Raw genomic sequence first — 22917 nt, 5'->3', positions numbered from 1 at the left:
GTCTGTACAGGCAACTAATTGACCGGGGCCGAAGGAGCAACATGGCCGCACCGAGCGTCACACAGCAGCGCGCAGATGCGGCGTGGATCGTCGTCGTACTCGCGGGCGTCACCGCCGCCATGCACATCTGGAAGCTGCCTACTGCCATTCCCGTCATCCAGCACGAGCTCGGCATGTCCTTGGTACAGGCGGGCGTCCTGCTGGGCGTGGTGCAGGTGGCCGGCATGGCGGGCGGACTGGCCGTCTCGCTGCTGGCGGAAATGATCGGCGCGCGGCGCTGCCTGCTAATCGGCCTCTGGCTGCTCATTGCCGGCTCGATCATCGGCGGCTTCGCCGACTCCGCCGTCGTGCTGATGGCCTGCCGCGCGTTGGAAGGCGCCGGGTTCTTGCTGACCACCGTGGTGGCGCCCGGCCTGATCCGCACGAACACCCCGCTGGCGCGAGTGAACATGGCCGTCGGCTTCTGGAGCGCCTACCAGGGCTTCGCCACCTTCACCGGACTGGTGGCGAGCGCGCTGATCCTGCAGGCCACCAACTGGCATGTCTGGTGGTGGCTGATGGCCGCCCTGACCCTGGTGCCGATCCCGCTGGTGCTGAAGTTCGTGCCGCAGGACCCGCCGCGCGACGGCTCCGGCCTGCCCGCCGCCACCCGCCGGATCGGCCGCACCGTCCGGTCCCCCAAACCCTGGATCGCCGGAGTGGTGTTCGGCTGCTATACCGTCCAGTGGATGGCCGTGGTCGGCTTCCTGCCCACCATCTACCACCAGAACGGCGTCACCGGCATCTGGGCTGGCGTCCTCTCCGCCGTGGTCGGCGGCCTCAATGCCGTGGGCGCCATCGGCACCGCTCCCCTGCTGCAGCGCGGCGTCCCGCCCCGGATGCTGCTTATCCCCACCTTCATCCTGATGGGCGCGACGACGGTGCTCACCTTCGCCGTCGATTGGTCCGCGGTGCCCGGCGGCATGGCCATCCAATTCGCCTTCGTGGCCGTGTTTTCCATGGTGGGCGCGGTGATCCCGTCCACGCTCACGCGGATGGCCGTGGATCTGGCACCACCGGACGGTTCGACCCCGGCGGCGATGGGCCTGATGCAGCAGATCTTCAACGTCGGCAACTTCACGGGCCCGGCCATCGTAGCCTGGTTGGCCACCGTCACCGGCGGTTGGCAGTCCACCTGGTGGATGACCTGCACGTTCGCCCTGCTCGGGATCTGCCTGAGCCTGTACCTGAGCGAGAAACGGCTGGGCCTCAACTTCGCCCACCGCTGACTCCGGGCAGAACCTTCGCCCGCAGTTAAGGGCGGCGGAAGCCGGCTGCTTCGGTGCACGGAAGCAGAGCACTCTCGCCCGGACGCGCTGCGGCCAGAGGCCTGTACGCTATACGCCACATTGCTCCGGGAAGGGCCGGCTTACAGCCGCACGCACGGGATGACCGAGGCCAAAGCTCCGCAAACGCGGATACCTTCTGTCAGGCCGGGAAGCAATGTGGCGTATAGCGTACGGCAGGCGCATGTTTGACGGGCTGAGCCTGCACCTCAGCGAGAGTCGTCCGGGGCCCCAGCGTCCCATGGGTAAACGACCGCCTCGCCACGCGGAAGCGGCTGCTTCCCGCTGCTTCCCGCTGCTTCCCGGTGCTTCAGACAGCCACCCTCAAGCAGCCGTCGAACTCTTGCCCATGGCCCGGCCGAGGAGGAAGGTGGAAAACGGCAACCGGCACACACCTTTCCCCTAGGAGTGATCAGTGATGACCGACGCGGCCAATTCCCCGGACCAGCCCCTGACCAATCGGCAGGGCCACAAGGTCTACGACAACCAGAACACCCGAACCATCGGCGCCCGCGGCCCGGCCACCCTGGAGAACTACCAGTTCCTGGAGAAGATGAGCCACTTCGACCGCGAGCGCATCCCGGAGCGGGTGGTACACGCCCGCGGCACCACGGCCTTCGGCTACTTCGAGGCCTACGGCAAGTGGGGCGATGAGCCGATCGCCAACTTCACCCGCGCCAAGCTGTTCGAGGAAGCCGGCAAGCGCTCCGACCTCGCCATCCGCTTCTCTACCGTGGCCGGCGGCCGCGATTCCTCCGAGGTGGCCCGCGACCCGCGCGGATTCGCAGTCAAGATCTACACCGAGGACGGCAATTGGGACCTGGTGGGCAACAACCTGGGCGTCTTCTTCATCCGCGATGCGATCAAGTTCCCCGACTTCATCCACTCCCAGAAGCCGGATCCGGTGCACTTCCAGGCGTCCGTGCCGAACCGCGCGATGGACTTCTTCAGCCAGTCGCCCGAGTCCATGCACATGGTGATGCTGGTCTTCAGCCCGCGCGGCGTGCCGGCCGACTACCGGCACATGCAGGGCTTCGGCGTGAACACGTACAAGTGGGTCAATGCCGCCGGCGAGACGGTGCTGGTCAAGTACCACTGGCTGCCCAAGCAGGGCGTGAAGTCGCTGACCGCCGAGGACGCCGCGAACGTGCAGGCGCACACCTTGGGCTCGCACACCAAGGACCTCTACGACGCCATCGAGGCGGGCAACTTCCCCGAGTGGGAACTGCAGGTGCAGATGATGTCCGACGACGAGCATCCCGAACTCGATTTCGACCCGCTGGACGACACCAAGGTGTGGCCGGAAGAGCAGTTCCCGCCCCGGGCCGTGGGCCGGATGGTGCTGGACCGCAACGCGCAGAACTTCTTCGCCGAGAACGAGCAGATCGCGTTCGGCACCGGCGTGCTGGTGGACGGCCTGGACTTCTCCGATGACAAGATGCTGGTGGGCCGCACGTTCTCCTACAGCGACACCCAGCGGCACCGGGTGGGCCCCAACTACCTGCAGCTGCCGGTCAACAGCCCGAAGGCGCCGGTGGCCACCAACCAGCGGGACGGGCAGATGGCCTACATGGTGGACACCGCCCAGGGCCAGAACCCGCACGTTAATTACGAACCGAGCATCACCGGCGGCGTGCAGGAGGCGGCCAAGGACGAGGGCTACCACCACGCGTACGGCCCGGAGATCAGTGGGCGGCTGACCCGCGAGCGGATCGAGCGCACCAACGACTACCTACAGGCCGGCCAGCGGTTCTACCTGCAGCAGGACTGGGAGCGCGAGGACCTGATGACCAACCTGACGGACGCGCTGTCCCAGTGCGACCGGCAGGTCCAGGAGCGCATGCTCTGGCATCTCTACATGATTGCCGACGAGCTCGGCGAGCGCGTGGGGGACGGCATCGGCATTGGGCTGGACGAGGTGAAGGACCTGGGGCCGCTGGCCAGCCAAAACCTCTCCGAAGCGGAGCAGGCGTGGATGGCGAACCTGGGCAAGAACGGACCGCGCGACGTCTCCGGCGTCACCATGACGCACTGCGTGCCCAACGAGCGCATGGGGGTGGACCGTTAATTGGTACCGGACGCAGAATAACGACGGCGTGGCTCCCCGCCGTCGTTGTCCTGCCTGCGAGGCCGCCAAGGGAGGCGGGGGCCGACCTCGTCTGCCCACGGATCAGGCCCGGACGGATTGCTTCCGTCCGGGCCTGCTTTGTTGCCAGCTGCTGTAGTTAGCCGGCGATGACCTGCGGGGAGCCGAGCTGCTTGAGGCCTTCGACGCCGAACTCCAGTCCGTAGCCGGACTGCTTGGCCCCGCCGAACGGGACGCGCGGATCGATCGCGCCGTGCTTGTTGATCCAGACCGTGCCGGCCTCGATCCGGGCAGCGACCTCGCGGGCGGCGGCCGGGTCGGAGGACCAGACCGAGGCGCCCAGGCCGACCTTCAGCCCGTTGGCCATCGCCACTGCCTCGTCGACGGTGGAGTACTTGATGATCGGCAGCGCCGGGCCGAACTGTTCCTCGGCTACCAGCGGGTTGTCGTTGTCGATGTCCGCCACCAGCGTGGCCGGGTAGAAGTAGCCGGCCTGGCCCTCCTCCGGATTGCCGCCGGTGAGCACGCGGGCGCCGGAATCCTTCGCCGCCTGCACCAGCTTCGCGACGATGTCGTACTGGGCCTTGTTTTGCAGCGGGCCCAGCACGTTGTTCTCGTCCAGCCCGACGCCCATCGGCATCTGCTCGGCGACCTCGGTCAGCGCGGCGCACACGTCGTCGTAGATGTCCTCATGCACATACAGCCGCTTCAGCGCCGCGCAGGTCTGGCCGGTGTTGATGAACGCGCCCCAGAACAGATCCTGTGCGGCGGCCTTCGGGTCGGTATCCGGCAGCACAATACCGGCGTCATTGCCGCCCAATTCCAGCGTCAGCCGCTTCACCGTGTCCGCGGAGGAGCGGATGATGGCCTTGCCGGTGGCGGTGGAACCGGTGAACATGACCTTGTCGATGCCGTGATGCGCGGAGAGCGCCTCGCCCACCTCGCGGCCGCCCGGCACCACGTGCAGCACGTCCGCCGGCAGCACGGTGTTGAGGACCTCGGCCAGCGCCAGCACGGACAGCGGCGTGTACTCGGAGGGCTTCATCACCACGGTGTTGCCCATCCGCAGCGACGGAGCCAGCTGCCAGATGCTGATCATCATCGGCCAGTTCCACGGCCCGATCGCGCCCACCACGCCCAGCGGCCGGTAGTGCAGCTCGGCGTGGTTGCCGTCTTCCTCCACCAACGTCTCCGGCTCCAGTTCGAACGCGGCGGTGGCGCGCAGCCAGCCCGCGCACGCGCCGACCTCGAACCGGGCGTTCGGCCCGTTCAGCGGCTTGCCCTGCTCGCGCGAAAGCAGCTCGGCCAGCGCCTCCGCGTTCGCCTCCACTGCGTCGGCGGCCAGGTTCAGGTACTCGCTGCGCCCGGCGTGGCCGCGCCCGGCCCACTCCGGCTGCACCCGGCGGGCGGCCTCGACCGCGGCATCCAGCTCGGCAACACCCGGCTCGGCCACCCGGCCGACCAACTCACCGGTGGCCGGATCCTTGATCTCCCGCCCGCCCTCGGCCGGCTGGATTGCTGCGAGCAAATCCGCAGCTGAAGCGAAAGTACCTTCGACAGTGGTCTCGGTGGTCATGGTTTTTCCTCCCGGTTGTGACGACAACTGGCTCCAGCTTGCCGCAGACCCGGCGCGGCTCCGTAGACTTTGCGCGCCGAGGACTTGACGCTGAGCGCACAGCTTCCGGATCGGCCGCGCCAAGGCCTGCCCCGATCCCCCCTGCCGGCAAACAAACCCGATCCCCCTCCCCCTGCCGGCAAACAAAGAGGTGCAACTTCAACGGATCACGTTCAACGTTCGGGAAAAACAACGCGCTGACCTGCAGTGACGCCCTGGGTCCCACCGAAACATGCACCTGCTCCCACAGCCCCTGCCCATTCCCAGCCCTCGCCAAGCCCCGGCATCGGCGGTAGCGTCGGGAGCATGCGAATTGCGGTGGTCGGAGCCAGCGGAAACGTGGGAACAGCGCTTTTGCGGCGCCTGCATGCCGCACAGAGCGAACGTGCGGATGATCTGGAAATAGTCGGGATTGCCCGGCGCGTGCCGGATGCCACGCAAGCACCGTACGACGGCGTCACCTGGGTTGCGCTGGACGTCGCCGCGGGGGATGCGCGCCAGCGGCTCGCCGAGGCTTTCAAGGCGTGCGACGCCGTCGTCCATCTCGCTTGGCTGCTGCAGCCGAACCACGACGAAGAGCAGATGCGCCGAGTGAACGTGGACGGCACATCCAATGTGCTCGCCGCCGCCGTCAACGCCGGCGTCGGGCATGTGGTGTGTGCGTCGTCGGTAGGCGCGTACAGCCCAGGGCCGAAAGACTCCCGCGTTAACGAAGACTGGCCGGCCCGCGGCATCGCCACTTCGCACTACAGCCGGTTCAAGGGTCAACAGGAAGAGCTGCTGGACCAGTTTGCCGATGACCACCCGGAGATCAAGGTGGCGCGGTTGCGGCCGGGCCTGATCTTCCAGGCCAAGGCCGGCAGCCAGATTGGCCGCTACTTTGTGGGGCCGTGGATTCCGAAGTTCTTTGTCAACCGGCTGCGGTTGCCGCTGTTCCCGTTTCCGGAGGAGTTCGTCTTCCAGGCGCTGCACTCAGATGACGTGGCGGACGCCTACTGGCGCGTGCTGGATCAAGGCGCGCGGGGTGCCTTCAACGTGGCCGCCGAGCCGGTCATGACGCCCGGGCTGGTCGCTGGCCTGTTTGGGGCCCGACGCTGGCTGCCCGTCCCCGTACCGCTTGTCAGGTTGCTGGTGGGTGCGGCGTGGTCGGTCCGGCTGCTGGCCAGCGACCCGGGATGGGTGGACATGGCCCGCGCCGCGCCGGTGATGGACACCAACCGCGCGAGGACGGAACTCGGATGGAATCCGCGGGTTGATTCGGTCTCGGCGATCCGGGAGGTGCTGCACGGTATGGCGGCGGCAGGAGGCGTTCCGGAATCACCGGCCATGCGCCCGCGAAGCCGCTGGACCAGTGCGGAACCGCGGACCGGCGCGTAGTCTGAGCCACAGGGCGCCGCACGAAGAACGTGGTGCCCGGTCCGCTCCCCAGAACGACACACTCGAGAAGGAGGACCTGATGGACCAGAACGAGAATCCCCGCCAACAGCCCGACGATCTGGAAGGCGAAGCCCAGCCTGCTGGCGCAGGCGAGAAGGACGATAATGACGTCCATGAAGCCCACATCCCGGTCCACGGCGACGAAAAGCTGGCCGAAGATTTGGCCAAGAAGGCCTACGGCGACAAGGACCACGATGGCGAAGCCGATACCCCCAACGTCCCGTTCCCCTAGGCCCCCAGGCAACACCTCAATCACCCACCGTATGAAAGGAGCACCCTGTGAAAGGGAAACTCATGTTCGGCGCCGGTATGGCCCTTGGATTCGTCATGGGCTCAAAGTCGGGGCGGTCAGCTTATGAATCGCTGAAGACTAAGAGCCAAGAGCTATGGCAAAACCCAGCCGTGCAGGACAAGGTCCACGAAGCAACGGACGCGGTCAAGGACAAAGCTCCGGGAGTCGCTGAGCAACTCACCGAGGCGGCCAAGAAGGCAGGCTCTGCGGCGGCGTCCAAGTTGCCCGGAAAGCATGGGAAAGACGGCGGCGGGACCTCCACCGGGACCACGACCACCGGGACCACCGTCGGCGATACCCTCTCCGATCCGGCTCTCAACGATCAAACCGGACAGGACTGGACGGATGAGGGAGGCGCCATGCCGGGCCGGCCTGCCACCGGCGGCAGTGATGACCTGCGCCCGCCCGGACCCGGAGTCTGACTCCTCGGAACGCAGCCAGCGGCCGGAGCCGGACCCCACACGCCATTGAGGGAAGGACATGGCATGACCGAAACCAACGAGGACAAAACGCCGCGCGGCCAAGAGGACCCTTCGGCGGAGCCGGGCGTCCCCGAAGAAAAGGCACCGCAAACTGATCCCGCGGCAAAGCCTGGGGACACAAAGGACATGAGCGCACCGGCCGGGCCGGCTGAAGAGAAGGACCGGCAAGAGCAGGACGACCGCGGCCTCACCACGGACACCAGCCCCAGCGACTGAGCGGTTCCCGCGAGGGCGGGGTATATCGGTGAGGGCAGGGTCCATGGGCCCTGCCCTCACCGATATACCCCGCCCTGAAGCAAATTCATGCTGGTGAGACGTCGTCCTCCTCATGCCTTTGCAGTGCGGGCCGTGGGCAACTAGCACTTGTTGGCCGGCGCGCCGGGTGAGGCGATTCGGATCGAGAGTAACGCCACAGTAACGCCGGCAGGACTAAACCGATGCCACGCCTCGTTTGCGGAGGCGCCCCTCGTATAACGAGGTGCTCGAAACTGCCGATAGAAGCGTGGGCCGTGGCCACGAACTTTCTCATCCTTCTTGACGGCGCCGGCGGCCGTGTCGGCGCAGCGGGCGGCAGCGATGTGGATAAAGCGCGGTGTTTGAGTACAAGCTGACACCGCATTTGTCGGTCTCGTTTCAGCGCTACCGTTACCCCGACCACGGCATTGTTTACGCCGCCCCTGCCAGTCTGGGTGCTTTGCCGTTCTGTGCCGGCTCCGAGGGCCTGACAGTCCCTTCCCCGGACGGAGAAGCCATCTGGATCGGCTTACTGACCCGGGTGGTCCCCAGCGAACCTCTTCTCGTGGGGATGCTGGCCACCGGAGCCGACGGGCAACATCTGGACGCCGTTGGCGGCGGGCCCGCCGAAGGGACAACGCCCCTGGCTTGGCTCCGGGTGCCGGAGATGCGGCAACTGCTGGGCATTTCCCATCACGACGACGGCTGGTGGGCGCTGGCCCGCGAAGCGGCCTTCGTCGGGGCGCCGTCTTGCGTTTCCTTGACGCTGCTGGCGCGGCCAGAGCGTCCCCGGCATGCCGCCGCAGTCGTCTTACCCATCCAGCTAACCGACCCCGCCGCGTTCGAAAGCATCTGCCACACACGCGTGCCGCCGCTGCGGCCGGGCCCCGCCTACGGCAGCTAATGCCTACGCCTTAACCACGGGAAGCTCTGCCCACTCGGTGGTGTAGCGCGGCGAGGAGAATTCGCGTTTCATGGACCACGCCGCCGGCGCTGCCAGCCCGCCTTGGCCGAGCCCAATGGCGGCTTCGCCGAACTTGGACCGGACGGCACCGAGCAGGTCGCCGATGTTCCGCTGGTCCAAGTCGCTCACGAACGGGTCGAAGGCCTCCTGGCCGGCAGCCGGTTCCAGCCCGGACAGCAGCACACCTGCCCGGACATAGTGGGCGCCGGGAATGAGGCAGCCGCGCATGGCGGCCACCGCGGCCTTGGTCAGCTGGATCGGATCTTGGGTGGGCGCCGGAAGGTGGACACTGGCTGCTGGAAACGACGCCTCTCCGCCGGCGAACCTGCTGGTCCCCGCCGTCACCGTCAATACCGAGGCGCGCAGTCCCTCGGCAGCCATCCGGGCCGCGCCGCGCTGGGCGTAGACAGCCATCACCTGGTCCATCTCCTCCAGCGTGGTCACCGGTGTGGAGAAGCTGCGCGAGAACATGATCTGCTGCTTGTCGGCCCGTTCCTCGGCATGGGGGATGCAGGCCGTCCCGTTCAGTTCCAGCACCGTCCGCTGCAGCACCACGGAAAACTTCTTGCGGATCATCTGTGGATCCGCGGCCTTCAAATCGGCGATCGACTCGATCCCGATGGCGTTCAGCCGCTTCCCGGTCCGCGCGCCCACGCCCCACAGACCGGTCACGGGAACGCGCGACTGGATCCATTCGATGTCCGCCGCGGGCATGGAACCCAGAGAGCAGACGCCGGCCATCTGTGGGTTCCGTTTGGCAACGTGGTTGGCGAACTTTGCCAGCGTCTTGGTCCCGGCCACGCCGACGGATACCGGAACGCCCACCTGTCGGACTACCGCGGCCCGGATCCGGCCAGCCGTCTCGCGAAGCTGCGGCTCATCCCCGGGCAGGCCTAGGAAGGACTCGTCGATCGAGTACACCTCCTGCCAGGCTCCGAACCGGCCCAGCACTTCCATTACCCGGGCGCTCAGGTCTCCGTACAACTCGTAATTGCTGGATTTCGCCACCAGCCCCCAGGCCTTGGCGCGTGGTGCCACTTGGAACCACGGCGTACCGGTCTTCAGCCCCAGCTGTTTGGCTTCCTCCGAGCGCGCGACCACGCAGCCGTCATTGTTGGACAGCACGACGACCGGGCGCCCCTCGAGCGACGGATCGAACACCCGCTCGCAGGAGACATAGAAGTTATTGACGTCCACCAGCGCTATCCGTTCACGAAGATGCTTCGAGGCTGCGGTGAATCCGCCGCTAGACATGGTGCAGGCAGCGCGTCGCCACGCCCCAGATGCTCAGGTCACCCAGTTCGCCTACCTCGGTGGGCACACCGCCGTCGTCCGTCTGCAGGCGCACACCATCAGCGGCCAGTTGCAGGCGGCGCACCACCAACTCTCCGTCCAGCACGGCGATCACCACCGATCCGTCGCGCGGCGCCAGCGAGCGATCCACAATCAGCTCGTCGCCGTCACAAATTCCAGCCGCCGCCATCGAGTTACCGGCCACGCGCATGACGAACGTACTGGTGCGGTCCTTGATCAGGTGCCGGTTCAGGTCGATGCCGCCGTGGAAGTAGTCTCGGGCCGGGGACGGAAAGCCACGCGCGTCCTCGGGTGTCCCGCTGCCCAGTTCCGGGCCAGATGTCGCGCCGGAAGGCCGCTCCAGACCGAACATGACATGCCCCCATCTTCGAACAAACCTTCGAAGACAAGGTTAGCACCGGGCGACCGGTCAGGCCGCCCCCTGGTGAGGGCCGGGAACATTTTTGATGTTCATCCGCACGCCGACCGGAAAGCGGCCGGCCGACGATTTTGCGTCATGGGACAGTTCGTCGAGCAGACCTTGGATTTCCTTGACAGACAGGCCAGCCCTGCACGCCCGAGCGAGCGTTTTGCCGACCTCTTGGGCGGCGCAGTCCATCTCCGCCCAGGCGACTTCGACAGCTTTTTTGACTTCCTCCTTCAGATAGGCTTCGAGCCGCGGGCCGCCTTCGTTGAGCAACTCCTTCAACTCCGCCATCCGCTTTCGGTTTTCCTCACGTTCATGTCCCATTTCCGCTCCTTTCCTCGATGGTGGAAGCAACGGTAGCCCCGCACCCAGCAGCCCTGGCGGACTATCCACAGGTGCAGGACAGGTGCCGTCGGGCGCGGTTCCTCGTGAACGGACGAAAGAAGTCCGCTCCTGTATGGACTGCCGGAATTCATCTCACGGATATGAGCGACCTCGGCTCAAGTTTTTCGAAGCTGTGGAATAATCTTCGACATGAAGCGTTAACATGAGCCAGAGGCACTCAAGTCCACAGGAGGATCATCCATGCCACTGTTCTTCGGACCCGCATCCGGCAACGGATCATTCGACGAGTTCCTGGTCCGCTACCTGCAGGGCCAGCGCGCGGCCCAGTCGCGCCGCACCGTCGACCTCACCCGGCTGCTCAGCCGCCGCACCCACGAGGTGCTGGCACAGGCCTCCGCGTTCGCGGCAGGTCTCGGCCACACGGAAGTGGACGCGCTGCACATTCTGCGCGTGATGGCTGAACAGGAACCTGCTGCCGGCCAGATTAAGCTCACCGGCGCCGATCCCCAGGACATCGTCCGCGCCGCCGAGCAGAGCCTGCCGGAAAAGGGCGATCCCATCAGCGAGGCGCCGTCCCTGACCCCGTCGGCGCAGCGCGCGCTGCTGGATGCGCACCAAGTGGCCCGGGCCTTCGGTTCCACCTACATTGACCCGGAGCATCTCTTCGCCGCCTTCGTCCTGAACCAGGAGACCGCGGCCGGCCAGATCCTGGCCGGCACCGGCGTCACCCCGCAGGCGCTGCAGCAGGCCAACGCGGCAGAAGCGGCCCAGACCCAGGCCGGCCCTGGCGCAAGCTCCGGCGCCCCACAGCAACAGGACTCCCATTCGGCGACGCCCATGCTGGACCAGTTCGGCCTGGACCTGACCGCACGGGCCCGCGAGAACCAACTGGACCCGGTGATCGGCCGCGCCGACGAGATCGCGCAAACCGTCGAGATCCTGGCCCGCCGAACCAAGAACAACCCGGTCCTGATCGGCGAGGCCGGGGTCGGCAAGACCGCCATCGTCGAGGGACTGGCCCAGGCGATCGTGGACGGCGACGTTCCGGAGCAACTGCGCGGCAAGCGCGTGGTGTCGCTGGACCTGCCCGGCATGCTGGCCGGCACCAAATACCGCGGCGACTTCGAGGAACGGCTGACCAAGACCATGGACGAGATCAGTGCCGCTGGCGGCGAGCTGATCGTCTTCATCGACGAACTGCATACCGTGGTCGGCGCCGGCGGAGGCGGCGAGGGCGGCATGGACGCCGGCAACATCCTCAAGCCCCGGCTGGCCCGCGGCGAGCTGCACGTGGTCGGCGCCACCACACTGGGCGAATACCGCACGGTGGAAAAGGATCCGGCCCTAGGGCGCCGGTTCCAGCCGGTGATGGTGGGCGAGCCCTCGATCGAGGACGCCGTGCAGATCCTGGCCGGGCTGAAGGACCGCTATGAGGAGCACCACCAGGTGACCTACACCGACGGAGCCGTCCGCGCCGCCGTCGAAATGTCCTCGCGCTACATCACCGACCGTTTCCTGCCGGACAAGGCGATCGACCTGATCGACCAGGCCGGCGCCCGGCTGAGCCTGCGCCGCGGCCCCCGCGTGGACGTGGAGGCGCTGCGCGGACAGCTGGCGAAGCTGGAGTTGGCCAAGAACGCCGCCGTTGCGGAGGAACGCTACGAGGATGCGTCCTCGCTGCGCGATGAAATCGAAGAGCTGAAGGCCACGATCGATTCTGCAGCCAAGCCAGCCACCCCCGCCACGGAAGACAACGACGGCGGGGCGCGCCTCGGCGTCGTACCCTCCGACGTGGTGGGCGAGGCGGGGATTGCCGAAATCATTGCCCGCGCCACCGGCATTCCGGCCGCCCGGCTGACTCAGGGCGACCGGCAGCGGCTGGCCCGCCTGGAGGAGGATCTGCACGCCCGGGTGATCGGGCAGGACGATGCGGTGACCGCCATCGCCAAGTCCGTGCGGCGCAACCGCACGGGCATGGGTGATGAGGGCCGGCCGGTCGGCAGCTTCCTGTTCCTGGGCCCCACCGGGGTGGGAAAGACCGAGCTGGCCAAGGCTCTGGCGGAGTCGCTGTTCGGTGACGAGAACGCCATGGTGCGCTTCGACATGAGTGAATATGGCGAGCGCCACACCGTCTCCCGGCTGGTCGGCGCCCCTCCGGGCTACGTTGGCTACGGCGAGGCCGGCCAGCTGACCGAGCGGGTCCGCCGGCGCCCGTACTCGGTGGTGCTGCTGGATGAGGTGGAGAAGGCGCACCCGGACGTGTTCAACCTGCTGCTGCAGGTGCTCGACGACGGACGCCTCACCGATGGGCAGGGCCGCACCGTGGACTTCCGCAACACCGTGGTGATCATGACCTCCAACCTCGGCTCGGAATTCCTGGCCAGCAAGGGCGGGGCGTTGGGTTTCATCTCCAATAACGGCGTGGACGGCTTCGCCTCCGAGCAGGACCTGCGCGCCCGGGTGATGGGCCGGCTGCGCGAGGCCATGCGGCCGGAGTTCCTGAACCGGATCGACGAGATTGTGCTGTTCCGCAAGCTGGAGAAGGAGCAACTACGCTCCATTGTGCGGCTGCAGCTGCGCCGGTCCGAGGCCCGGCTGGCAGCCCAGGGCATCTCGCTGGCCGTGGACGAGGACGCAGTGGACTGGATCGCCGAGGCCGGCTACGAACCGGAATACGGAGCCCGGCCGCTGCGCCGCGTGATCCAGCGCGAACTGGACGACCGGATTGCGGACCTGCTGGTGGCCGAGGCGGTGGCCGACGGCGGCCGGATCAGCGTGACCGCCGGAGAGGACGGACTCTCCGTGACGGCCGACAGCAGGGCCGCCGCCGCATAGCCGGCCCGGAACCCGGTTCCGCGCAACCAGAGGGCGGGGCACTCCTTCGAGCAGGTGGTCGACGGAGCGCCCCGCCCTCGCCGTTGTGTGCGATCTCTAGGGGCTGACGCACGCTCCGCGAAAGACCGACCGCGCAGGGATGAGGCCTGCGGCCGGCTAAGCCACCCCTGCGTCGACGCCACCGGCTGACTCCGGCAGATGGGCCGCGAGGCCATCGAGGATCAGGTCCAAACCGAAGTCGAACTCATGGCCAAAATCGTAGCCGGGCTGCAGAACGTGCTGCATCGCAAACTCGCGCAAATGTGGATAATCCCCCGTGCTGAACATTTCCACCATCGGCCCGGCGACCTCCGCCAAGCTGTCCGGCCCGTCGAACGGCAACGACGCCGCCTGCAGGGCTGAGCCATAAACGTAGGCATCCAGGAGGGCGTAGGTATGCGCGGCCAAGGGAAGGGAAAAGCCGGCGGCGCGGAGGGTCCCAAGGACCGCGTCATGGTGACGGAGGTTCGCCGGCCCCGGCACGGTCCGGGATTCCATCAGTGCAATCGCCCACGGATGGCGGCGCAGCACATCGCGGGCGGATGCCGCCCGCCGCTTCAGCTCTGCCTTCCACTCGCCGCCCGGTACCGGCAGCTCGATCTCGTTGAAGACGGCATCCACAATGCCATCAAGGATCTCGTCCTTATTGCGCACGTAGTGGTAGAGGGACATCGGCTTGGTCTCCATAGACCTAGCCAGCGAGCGGATGGTGAGCCCGGCAAGCCCGCCGCCGTCGGCAATGGCCATGGCGGACTGCAATACGCGTTCACGGCTGAGCGGCAGGCGTTCTGCGGGGGGAGCAGCGGATTTTTCATTCATTGTTCCCGCGACTATAGCATTCTCGTACTTTGTACGATACCTTCGTACAAAGTACGACTTGACCAGCAATCTCATCGTCCAAATCCTCGAGAAGGAAGCCGCCATGGAACCGAAAGAATCCCCTGCAGGACAGACACCGGCAGAGGGCAGCGCCGCCCCACTCGGACAAACCATGCGGGCCATCGTGCAGTACGAGTACGGGCTGGCCGATGCCCTGCATCCGGCCACCGTGGCGGTGCCGGACATTGCCGACAACCAGGTGCTCATCCAGGTCCGCGCCGCCGGGCTGGATCGCGGAACGTGGCACATGGCCACAGGCCTCCCCTACCCGGTCCGCGCCGTCTCGGGCTGGCGTGCTCCGAAGAACCCCATTCCGGGGCTTGATGTGGCCGGAAAGGTGGCTGCGGTGGGCGCTGCCGTGACACGGTTTGCCGTCGGAGACGAGGTCTTCGGCTTCGGCAAAGGCTCCTTCGCGGAATACGCGGTGGCCTCGGAGTCGCTGCTGGCCCTGAAGCCGGCCGATCTGACCTTCGAGCAGGCGTCGGCGGTTCCGGTCTCCGGCCTGACCGCCCTGCAGGCCCTGCGCGACGCAGGCAAGCTCCAGTCCGGACAGCAGGTATTAATCACCGGCGCCTCCGGGGGCGTGGGCACCTACGCCGTGCAGATCGCCGTTGCCATGGGCGCCGAGGTCACCGGCGTCTGCAGCGGCGCCAAGGCGGACCTGGTGCGCGGCCTCGGCGCCGAAACCGTCATTGACTATGCCAGGGAAGACTTCGCCGCCGCCGGCCGCCGCTACGACCTGATCGTCGATACGGCCGGCAACCCGTCGTTGAAGCGCTTGCGCCGGGCGCTGGCCCCTCGCGGGACGGCAGTCGTTGTCGGCGGCGAACACGGCGACCGCTGGACGGGCGGCTTGTTCAGGCCGATCGGCGGCATGCTCCTGTCCCTCTTCAGCCGGCAGCGTTTTGTCATGTTCATGGCACGGCAGAACGCCGCAGACCTCGAGCGGCTGAGTGAATTGATCGCCTCGGTCGAGGTGGCACCGAGCATCGACCGGACCTACCCGCTGGAGCAGATGCCGACAGCAATCGGCCGCCTGGACGCCGGCGAAGTCCGGGGCAAAGCCGTCATCACCCTCTAGCCAGCGGCAGGCTTCCGCGCGGACCAGCAAAAAAGGCACCGCGGCTCCGACACACAACGCCAAACAGTGGCGCACACCACGGCCGGCGTCCCAGACTAGGAGCGTCACCCGTTTCGGCTGCACCGCGAAGGAGCCACGGCTATGCCCAACAATGCCCATCTGCGACTCAGACCCGTCCTCGAGATCCTGGCCGATGCGGCCGCCAACGGCACCCGCCCCGATGCCCGCGAGGTGATTAGCGAAGCGTTGCGCCGCGTACCGCCGACCGCCTTCGAACAGGAACTGCTCAGCGGCGGAGTGCCACGCGGCTTCAAGAACCTGACGACGGCCACCGCCCGGCTGGTCAAGGCGGGCTGGATGTCCAAGGGCCGCGGCGGATGGGCCATCACCGAAGACGGGCTGCGGGCCGTCGCCGCTTTCCCCAGCCCGTCCGAGCTGGCAGAAGCCCTCGACGCAGGAACCCCGCTGCCCGAAGCGCCGGCTCCGGCGGCGCATGTCAAGCTTGCCAACCCGCCGGAAGCGCCGGCCCAGGCGGCTGAAGCCCCTGCCCAAGTGACGGAAGCCCCGGTCGAGGTGGCGGAGTCCGGCCGCCCCACCGACCAGCCGGCGTCCGTAGCCGTCGTCGGGGACTTCGGTGTTTTACTGGGCGCCGACCGGGACTGGGATCCGGCCGCAAGCGCGGTCCAGATGCGCTTTGAGCCCGGCGACGGGCTGTGGCGGTTGGACGGCGAACTGCCTGCCGGGCGCTACGCCTTCAAGTTCGCGCTCAACGGTTCGTGGGAGGAAAACTACGGGGCCTACGGCCTCCTCGACGGAGCCAACCACGAGTTCCAGCACGACGGCGGTGCGGTCACCATCGCCTACGACCACAACAGCCGAGATCTGGCCCCGGCGTCCCAGCTGACTCCTGCCTGAGCCTGAACGGTCCGGCCGGGGAGAGTAATTCTTCCCGGCCGGATTCTTCTAGCGAGACGAGCTAGCGAGACGAGCCGCACCCGAGGTGAGGGACCAGGGGCAGCTGCGGCCCGCCGTCGTACTTTTTCTAGGCGCTGACCGGCTCCACGGAAGGCTCTGCCGGAACCCTTGACTGGTTCGTTCAGCAACTGCCACGATGTCTCACATGGCGCAGAGCTGCGCATCATGCGCAACTACTTCAGGTCCGGCTGGCGCCAGAACCTCGAAGGAGGAAGCACCCATGTCGGAGATTCTCGATTCGGGCTCCGCCCCGTTCAACGGCACAGCTTCACGCGTCAATCCCCACCCGGCCGTCACGCTCTACACCCGACTGCGCAAGTCCCCGTACTTTTGGAAGTCGCGGGAGCACGGCGTCGCGGCCTACAGCGTCTACAACCACACGTACCATCCGCGGCATTACGGCGACCCGGTCAGCGAGTACTGGTCGCTGCTGAACGACGTCACCCTGTGGGACGTCGGCGTGGAGCGGCAGCTGCAGATCAGCGGCCCGCAGGCGTTCGATTTCACCAACATGCTGACCCCGCGCGACCTGACCAAGTGCGCGGTGGGCCAGTGCAAATACGCCTTCATCACCGCGGCCGACGGCGGGATCATCAACGACCCGATCCTGCTGCGCGTGGAGGAGAACAAGTTCTGGCTGTCGCTGGCGGACAGCGACGTGCACCTGTGGGCCATGGGCCTGGCGCACGCCGGCGGCTGGGACGTCACGGTGGAAGAAGTGGACGTGGCCCCGGTCCAGGTCCAGGGCCCCAAGGCCAAAGGGTTAATGTCCGACCTGTTCGGCCCGCAGATCCTGGACATGCCGTACTACTACATGCAGCACCACACCCTGAATGGCATGGACGTGGTGGTCAGCCGGACCGGCTACACCGGCGAGGTTGGCTACGAGATCTACCTCTACAACGCCACGCAGAACGCCGGCCGCCTCTGGGACACCGTCTGGGAGGCCGGCCAACCGCACGACCTGCGCGTCATCGGCCCCTGCCACATCCGCCGGATCGAGGCAGGCATGCTCGCCTACGGCTGCGACATCACGCTCAAAACCAACCCGCTGGAGGTCGGCTACGACTACAACTGGATGGTGGATCTGGACCAAAAGGCTGACTTCGTGGGCAAGGAAGCGCTGGGCCGCATCCGCGAGAAGGGCATCGACCGGCTGCTGGTCGGCGTGGACATCGACGGTGAACCGCTGGGCAGCTACAACGACGGCTCCATGATCGAACCCTTCCCGGTCTCGGTCGGCGGCGGCGCGCACATTGGCGAAGTCACCAGCGCCTGCAACTCACCGCGGCTGGAACGCAACATCGGCCTGGCCATGGTGCCATTCGACCTCAGCGAAGAGGGCACGTCGCTGTCCATCCACACGCCCGAAGGGGTCCGCGACGGCACGGTGGTGCAGAAGCCCTTCTTCGATCCCAGCAAGGAGACACCCAAGGACTGACCCTGACCTTCCAAGCAACCCCGTACGACGGCGGAGCCCACCTCCGCGGGTGGGCTCCGCCGTCGTCGTGCCCGCCTTTTCGAGCCGCGCCTGCGGCGATACGGTCAAAGATATGGGAACTGACTACTTCGCCGGGGATGCCCGAACCAACCGCGAACGGATGCTGGCCGGCGACCTGTACCTCGCCGACGATCCGGAGAGCGAACGCCGGGCAAAGCGTGCCCTCCGGCTGGCCGACGACTACCACCGTGCGGTGGTGGCCGACGCGGACGGTGCGAGGTCGATCCTGGCCGAACTGCTCGGCGGCCTGGGCGACGACGCCTACGTGAAGCCGCCCCTGTTCGTCGACTACGGCGAACACATCTTCATTGGGCCCCGCACCTTCATCAACTACAACCTCACCGCTTTGGATGTCGCGGCCATCACCATCGGCGCCGACTGCCAGATCGGACCCAGCGTCCAGCTCCTGACGCCGACGCACCCGATCGAATCCCAGCCGCGCCGCGACAAGCTGGAGGCGGCCCAACCGATCACCCTGGGCGACAACGTGTGGCTGGGCGGCGGTGTGATTGTCTGCCCCGGCGTAACCATCGGCGATAACAGCGTGATCGGCGCCGGCTCGGTGGTCACCGGGAACATTCCGGCCAACGTGGTCGCCGTGGGCAGCCCGGCCCGGGTGGTGCGGGAAATCTGAGCGCCGTCCGGTCCCGCATGGCACGGAGTTCGGGCTGTTAGTCGGCGGCGAGCTCGCCGCGGACCAGGCGCCGGGCGACCTCGGTCAGCAGGTCCACGCCGCGCAGGGCGTCATCGTCGCGGGTGAATTCTGCTTCATTGTGCGAAATGCCCTCGACGCTGGGAACGAAGAGCATCACCGTGGGGACCACATCCTTCATGTTGGTGGAGTCGTGCCCCGCTACCGTCATGATCTCCGTGTGGCTGAAGCCGAGCTGCTCCGCGCTGGCGGTCCCCAGCGCCACTCCCGCGGGCTGGTAGGAAACCAATCCCCACCGGTGCGTCTGCTCCAGGGAGATGTCCGTCCGGGAGAGGGCCTCGGCGTCGGCGATGCGCTTGTCCAGCAAGTCCATGGCGCGGGCCAGCACCTCTTCGTCCGGCGAACGCAGGTCCAGGTTCATCACCGCCTGCCGCGCGATGGTCACCGGGGAGTTGGGCAGCACGTACATTTCGGACACCGACGTGTGCAGCTGCCCGGGCGCGAATTCGGCGGCGAGGTCGCGGGCGGCGGCAATCACCAGCGCAGCCCCGTAAAGGGCGTCCCGGCGGTCCTCCATCCGGGTGGAACCGGTATGCGACTGCGCGCCGTCGACCGTGACCCGGTACTTGCTAGCCGCCCAGGTACGGTCCACGATCCCGACCTGCGTGCCGGTTTCCTCGAGGTTCTTGCCCTGTTCGATGTGGATTTCGGCGTACCGGGCCACATCCGCCAGCACCGGGGCGCCGGCACCGGTGCCGCGGTCGCCCGCAGCCAGGGCTTCGACAACCGTTGTCCCGGCCGGGTCCGCCGTGGCGAGTGCGTGTTCCAGCGGGAGCTTGCCGGTGAACACTGAACTGCCCATCATGCTGGGCGTGAAGCGGCTGCCCTCTTCGTTGAACCAGTTGACCACGGCGATGTTGTACACCGGGTCGAGGCCGCCGGCAGCGGCCTCGGCCGCGACGCGGGCCGCCGCATGGGCCCCCGCCAGCACGCCGTAGGCGCCGTCGTACCGGCCGGCCAGCGGCTGGGAGTCCAGATGCGATCCGAGCAGTACATACGGAGCGCCGGGAACAACGTCAATGACGCCGAACTGGTTGCCCGCCGCATCCACTTTTTCGGCAAAGCCATGCCGGGCCAACCACTCGCCGAACCATCGGCGGGTGGCGTGGTCCGCCGTCGTGCCCGCCTGCCGGTCCACGCCGCCGCCGGCGGTCGCGCCGAAGCCGGACATGGTGGCGAAGTCGGCAAGAAATTCCTGGTTGGTGGTGCTCATCGGGTTTCCTCCCCGGTCGATGCCATCGCCGGATCCCGGATTTCCTGCGCCGGGAAGTCTTCTGCGCCAAAGCGGATCTCGCCGCCCACCATGGTGGCCAGCACCTGGGTGGCGCTGATCTGCGCTGGGTCGACGGCGGTGGGGTCCTGGTCCAGGAAGACCAGATCGGCCAGCATGCCCGGCACCAGCCGGCCCCGGGTCGCTTCCGTTCCGGTGGCGGCGGCGGAACCAGCGGTGTAGGCGTACAGCGCCTCGGCCCCGGTAATCCGCTCATTGGGACCATAGACCTCGCCGGAGGGGGTAAGCCGCTGGACGAACGACTGCATCACATCGAGCGGCCGGCCGTTGGAGACCGGGCGGTCCGAGCTTCCCGGCAGCGTGGCGCCGCGCTTCAGCAGGCCGTTGGCGGGGTAGGACGTCGCCGTCCGTTCCGGGCCGAGCAGCTTGGCCATGCCGTCGCCGAACTCGGTGATGAAGTGCGGCTGCGGGACCAGGACGATCCCGGCCGCAGCAATCCGGTCCAGCTGTTCGGGCCGGATGACGCCGCCGTGCTCGATCCGGTTGGGCAGCGGTTTGCGGCCGTACGTTTCCTGGGCTTCCGTGATGATGTCGATCGCGTGGTCCACGGCATGGTCGCCGATGGCATGCATCGCGATGGTCCAACCGGCCCGGTACGCCTCCAGTGCGGAGGAGCGCAGCTCGCTGGCGTCCATCTGCAGGTAGCCGTGGTTGTGCGGGCAGCCAACATACTCTTCGGTCACGTACGCGGTGCTGCCCAGCAGCGATCCGTCGCTGAAAATTTTCACTGGGCCGAGCCGGAGCCAATCGTCGCCCAGTCCGGTGCGGATACCGGCGTCGAGCCCCCGGGAGTCCGGATCGGCGTCGTGCCCCGGAACCCGGTGCAGGGCGTCCAGAACCATCATGGGCTGCATGCGCACGCTCAGCAGCCCCTTGTCGCGCGCGCTCTGGTAGGCCCCGAACTCGCGCGGCGAGTAGCCTATCCATCCGCCCGCAATGCCTGCGTCGGTGACGCTGGTGATGCCCTCGGTTAAGTAGTGGGACGTCGCCAACTCCAGCGCGCGCTCGATGGTGGCCAGCGGGTAGGGCAGCATGATGTCCTGCACCAGCCGCATGGCGTTCTCCTCCAGCAGTCCGGTGGGCCGGCCCGCAGCGTCTCTGGCCACGACGCCGCCGTCGATCGGCGCGGCCAGGTCCGCCCCCTGTTCCACGATCAGGTCGAGGGCGATGCCGTTGACATTGCAGGCATGGCCGGACGAGTGCTTGATCCAGACCGGGCGGCCGCCGGAGGCAGCATCGAGCCGGTCTCGGTCAGGCTGGGCGCCGTTGTGCAGCAGCGGGCTGTACCCGGAGGCCACCACCCACTCATCCTCCGCCAGCGATGCAGCGGCCTCGGCTATCACCGCATAGGCCTCTTCGAGGCTCGTGACGGACCCAAGGTTTGCTTCCATCAGGCCCAACCCGAACCACACGCTGTGGGCGTGCACGTCATTGAAGCCGGGGACAATCACGGCCCCTGCGGCGTCGACCACTCTTCGGGCACGGGGAACGCTTTGCTGCTCGACGTCGAGCGCCAGCACCTTGCCGTCGTGGATCAGCAGGCTTTCAGCCACCGGTTGTGCCGGATCCTGGGTCAGAATGCGGGCATTGCGGATCAACAGATCGACGAGCATGAGTCCTCTTCGTGCTTTCGCTGCGGCGTGCCCGGAGCGATCATGGCGGCCAAGGCGATGCCCGGCTGCCACCTCCCCATTCAACACTGGAGGATTGTTGCGCTCAATGTGTAAAAGACGCCACAATTTCCGAGGAATTTAGGCAATTGCATAAGATGGGCCCATGAGCGAGTCGCGCGTTGAAGTCCTTGCGAACGAAACCAGCCTGCCCCGGGACTTCAATCCAGACCCGTCCGCCGAGCCCCAGTGGATGGAGTTGATCCAGCGCCTGTGGCAGGAACGCGACTCCCTGGTCAGCGACTTCCTGGAGCGCTTCGCCACCATCTCCTACGAGGGAGCACTGGTGCCGGACGAGGATGTACACCGGACTGCGGCAGACACCATGGAGATGTTCCTGTACCTGTTGGCCGGGCTGGAACTGCCCCCTGGTCTTCAATCCCTGCCAAGAGACGTCGCCGCTCGCCGGGCGCGTCAGGGGGTTCCGCTGGAGGCCTTCCTCAGCGCGGTCCGCAACGACTTCAGGGTCTTGTGGAAAGGACTTGAACAGGTTGCACGGGGGCACGGCACCGGGATCCTCGTGGCCAACATGGATCGCGTCCTGGACACGGTGGAGAGTTACGTCAGCAGCATCCAGCAGGCCTTTTCGGAAGAAGAAGCCTTACTGGCCCGCAACAAACAGTTGCACCAGCAACGGCTGCTTTCGCGTCTGTTCAATACGGACACACGAAACACCGGGGAAATATCCGACATCGCCGCCGGCCTGGAAGTCCAGAGCTCGGACGTGTTCGAGCTGATGGCACTCACCAGGGAGGCCGTGGCGAAGCTACAGCGGCAGCCAGCGGCAGACCGTCAGACCTTCAGCTATGAACGCGCCGGGGCGCTGTACCTTTTCCGCGTAGTCCGCGCCGGTCGGACATGGCAGGACGACCCGCCCGAGTTTCCGGCGGGCTACGTCCCCGGCGTTGAAGGCCTGGCGGCGATTCCCCAAGCCGCGGCGTCAGCACTGGTCCTGGCCGCCAAGAACGGGGCGGAGGCGGGACTGGCCACGGTCGCTGGCACGTGGATGACTATCGCCCGGGACCTCTTGGAAAGTGCCCTCCCCGGGTTCTCACTTCCGGTCACCACCGCCCTGGACCACTGCACGCCGCACGAACGCCAGCGGTTGCTGCAGGTGGCACGAAGCTATGGCCGCACCGGGTCAATCAAGGAAACGGCGGAGGAACTGTACTGCCACCGGAACACAGTGGTCAACCGGCTGCATTCGCTTGAAGAGGTCATCGGGCTCGACATGACGGTGCCGGCGCAAGCCGCCCTGGCCTTGGTGGCCCTCGCCGACTACAAAACCGACACTTCCTTGTGAAAAAGCACAAGGAAGCCTTGTCAAGTCGGTGGGTATTGTCATTGTTTAGGTGATTGGCACTCCCTTACAGTCGAGAGGTACTTCACAGCTCTACCGCGGGATGTCCTCCGTTCAGGGTTATTAGAATTATC

The 22917-nt window shown here is 66.9% G+C and carries 20 protein-coding genes; 13 read left to right on the top strand and 7 right to left on the bottom strand.

Annotated elements, in window-relative coordinates; translation table 11 throughout:
* The first annotated feature begins 41 nt into the window (after positions 1–41).
* Both AC5RWT_RS06290 and AC5RWT_RS06285 read left to right on the top strand, forming a co-directional pair.
* A complete protein-coding gene (locus AC5RWT_RS06290) occupies positions 42–1268 on the top strand; it encodes an MFS transporter (protein ID WP_494079582.1) in 1227 nt (408 codons plus the stop codon).
* Positions 1269–1743: 475 nt separating this feature from the next.
* Positions 1744–3393, top strand: a complete 1650-nt coding sequence (locus tag AC5RWT_RS06285) for a catalase (protein ID WP_494079637.1) — start codon at positions 1744–1746, stop codon at positions 3391–3393.
* Positions 3394–3550: 157 nt separating this feature from the next.
* Here the strand turns inward: AC5RWT_RS06285 and AC5RWT_RS06280 are convergent, their stop codons facing one another.
* Complete coding sequence (locus tag AC5RWT_RS06280) at positions 3551–4987, bottom strand: aldehyde dehydrogenase family protein (RefSeq protein WP_494079581.1); 1437 nt, start codon at positions 4985–4987, stop codon at positions 3551–3553.
* 345 nt (positions 4988–5332) lie between these two features.
* On the opposite strand from AC5RWT_RS06280, the gene AC5RWT_RS06275 reads away from it, so the two are divergent.
* The 5 genes from AC5RWT_RS06275 (at position 5333) to AC5RWT_RS06255 (ending at position 8375) form a co-directional block, all read left to right on the top strand.
* Positions 5333–6403 carry an NAD-dependent epimerase/dehydratase family protein gene (locus AC5RWT_RS06275; RefSeq protein WP_494045120.1) on the top strand — a complete coding sequence of 357 codons (1071 nt, stop codon included), beginning with the start codon at positions 5333–5335 and terminating at the stop codon, positions 6401–6403.
* 79 nt (positions 6404–6482) lie between these two features.
* Positions 6483–6695 (top strand): hypothetical protein, encoded by a 213-nt coding sequence (locus AC5RWT_RS06270; RefSeq protein WP_494045121.1) that lies wholly within the window; start codon positions 6483–6485, stop codon positions 6693–6695.
* Between the two features lie 47 nt (positions 6696–6742).
* A complete protein-coding gene (locus AC5RWT_RS06265) occupies positions 6743–7177 on the top strand; it encodes a hypothetical protein (protein WP_494079580.1) in 435 nt (144 codons plus the stop codon).
* 63 nt (positions 7178–7240) lie between these two features.
* A complete protein-coding gene (locus AC5RWT_RS06260) occupies positions 7241–7453 on the top strand; it encodes a hypothetical protein (RefSeq protein WP_494079579.1) in 213 nt (70 codons plus the stop codon).
* A gap of 376 nt (positions 7454–7829) precedes the next feature.
* On the top strand, positions 7830–8375 hold the full coding sequence (locus AC5RWT_RS06255; RefSeq protein ID WP_494079578.1) for a hypothetical protein: 546 nt from the start codon (positions 7830–7832) through the stop codon (positions 8373–8375).
* Positions 8376–8378: 3 nt separating this feature from the next.
* Here AC5RWT_RS06255 and AC5RWT_RS06250 read toward each other — a convergent pair whose 3' ends face one another.
* The 3 genes from AC5RWT_RS06250 to AC5RWT_RS06240 are packed head-to-tail and all read right to left on the bottom strand — an operon-like array spanning position 8379 to position 10479.
* Complete coding sequence (locus tag AC5RWT_RS06250; RefSeq protein WP_494079577.1) at positions 8379–9689, bottom strand: Y-family DNA polymerase; 1311 nt, start codon at positions 9687–9689, stop codon at positions 8379–8381.
* Positions 9682–10101, bottom strand: a complete 420-nt coding sequence (locus AC5RWT_RS06245; protein WP_494079576.1) for a LexA family protein — start codon at positions 10099–10101, stop codon at positions 9682–9684. The genes AC5RWT_RS06250 and AC5RWT_RS06245 overlap by 8 nt, the downstream gene beginning before the upstream one ends.
* Before the next feature lie 57 nt (positions 10102–10158).
* Positions 10159–10479, bottom strand: coding sequence for a hypothetical protein (locus AC5RWT_RS06240; RefSeq protein WP_494079575.1), 321 nt, complete (start codon positions 10477–10479; stop codon positions 10159–10161).
* 261 nt (positions 10480–10740) lie between these two features.
* On the opposite strand from AC5RWT_RS06240, the gene AC5RWT_RS06235 reads away from it, so the two are divergent.
* Positions 10741–13335: an ATP-dependent Clp protease ATP-binding subunit gene (locus AC5RWT_RS06235; RefSeq protein ID WP_494079574.1), complete on the top strand. Its 2595-nt coding sequence runs from the start codon at positions 10741–10743 to the stop codon at positions 13333–13335.
* A 156-nt stretch (positions 13336–13491) separates the two neighbouring features.
* On the opposite strand, the gene AC5RWT_RS06230 is transcribed toward AC5RWT_RS06235, so the two are convergent.
* The gene (locus tag AC5RWT_RS06230; RefSeq protein WP_494079573.1) at positions 13492–14193 is read right to left on the bottom strand and encodes a TetR/AcrR family transcriptional regulator C-terminal domain-containing protein; all 702 of its coding nucleotides are present in this window, start codon (positions 14191–14193) and stop codon (positions 13492–13494) included.
* A gap of 58 nt (positions 14194–14251) precedes the next feature.
* Here AC5RWT_RS06230 and AC5RWT_RS06225 point away from each other — a divergent pair, with 58 nt between their 5' ends.
* The 4 genes from AC5RWT_RS06225 to AC5RWT_RS06210 all read left to right on the top strand — a co-directional run bounded on the left by AC5RWT_RS06225 (position 14252) and on the right by AC5RWT_RS06210 (position 18444).
* Entirely contained in the window at positions 14252–15334 is a 1083-nt protein-coding gene (locus AC5RWT_RS06225) for an NAD(P)-dependent alcohol dehydrogenase (protein ID WP_494079572.1), read from the top strand.
* A 141-nt stretch (positions 15335–15475) separates the two neighbouring features.
* Positions 15476–16249 carry a pullulanase X25 domain-containing protein gene (locus AC5RWT_RS06220; RefSeq protein WP_494079571.1) on the top strand — a complete coding sequence of 258 codons (774 nt, stop codon included), beginning with the start codon at positions 15476–15478 and terminating at the stop codon, positions 16247–16249.
* A 280-nt stretch (positions 16250–16529) separates the two neighbouring features.
* Positions 16530–17750, top strand: a complete 1221-nt coding sequence (locus tag AC5RWT_RS06215; protein WP_494045132.1) for a glycine cleavage T C-terminal barrel domain-containing protein — start codon at positions 16530–16532, stop codon at positions 17748–17750.
* 112 nt (positions 17751–17862) lie between these two features.
* Positions 17863–18444 carry a sugar O-acetyltransferase gene (locus tag AC5RWT_RS06210; RefSeq protein ID WP_494079570.1) on the top strand — a complete coding sequence of 194 codons (582 nt, stop codon included), beginning with the start codon at positions 17863–17865 and terminating at the stop codon, positions 18442–18444.
* A 37-nt stretch (positions 18445–18481) separates the two neighbouring features.
* On the opposite strand, the gene AC5RWT_RS06205 is transcribed toward AC5RWT_RS06210, so the two are convergent.
* Positions 18482–19735, bottom strand: a complete 1254-nt coding sequence (locus AC5RWT_RS06205) for a M20 family metallo-hydrolase (RefSeq protein ID WP_494079569.1) — start codon at positions 19733–19735, stop codon at positions 18482–18484.
* On the bottom strand, positions 19732–21426 hold the full coding sequence (locus tag AC5RWT_RS06200) for an amidohydrolase (RefSeq protein WP_494079568.1): 1695 nt from the start codon (positions 21424–21426) through the stop codon (positions 19732–19734). The genes AC5RWT_RS06205 and AC5RWT_RS06200 overlap by 4 nt, the downstream gene beginning before the upstream one ends.
* A 163-nt stretch (positions 21427–21589) precedes the next feature.
* On the opposite strand from AC5RWT_RS06200, the gene AC5RWT_RS06195 reads away from it, so the two are divergent.
* Complete coding sequence (locus tag AC5RWT_RS06195; RefSeq protein WP_494079567.1) at positions 21590–22786, top strand: helix-turn-helix domain-containing protein; 1197 nt, start codon at positions 21590–21592, stop codon at positions 22784–22786.
* The last annotated feature ends 131 nt before the right edge of the window (positions 22787–22917 follow it).

Source organism: Arthrobacter sp. Dra40, assembly GCF_059091905.1.
The sequence above is the reverse complement of the archived record's forward strand: the minus strand, read 5'-3'. Positions and strand labels throughout refer to the sequence as shown.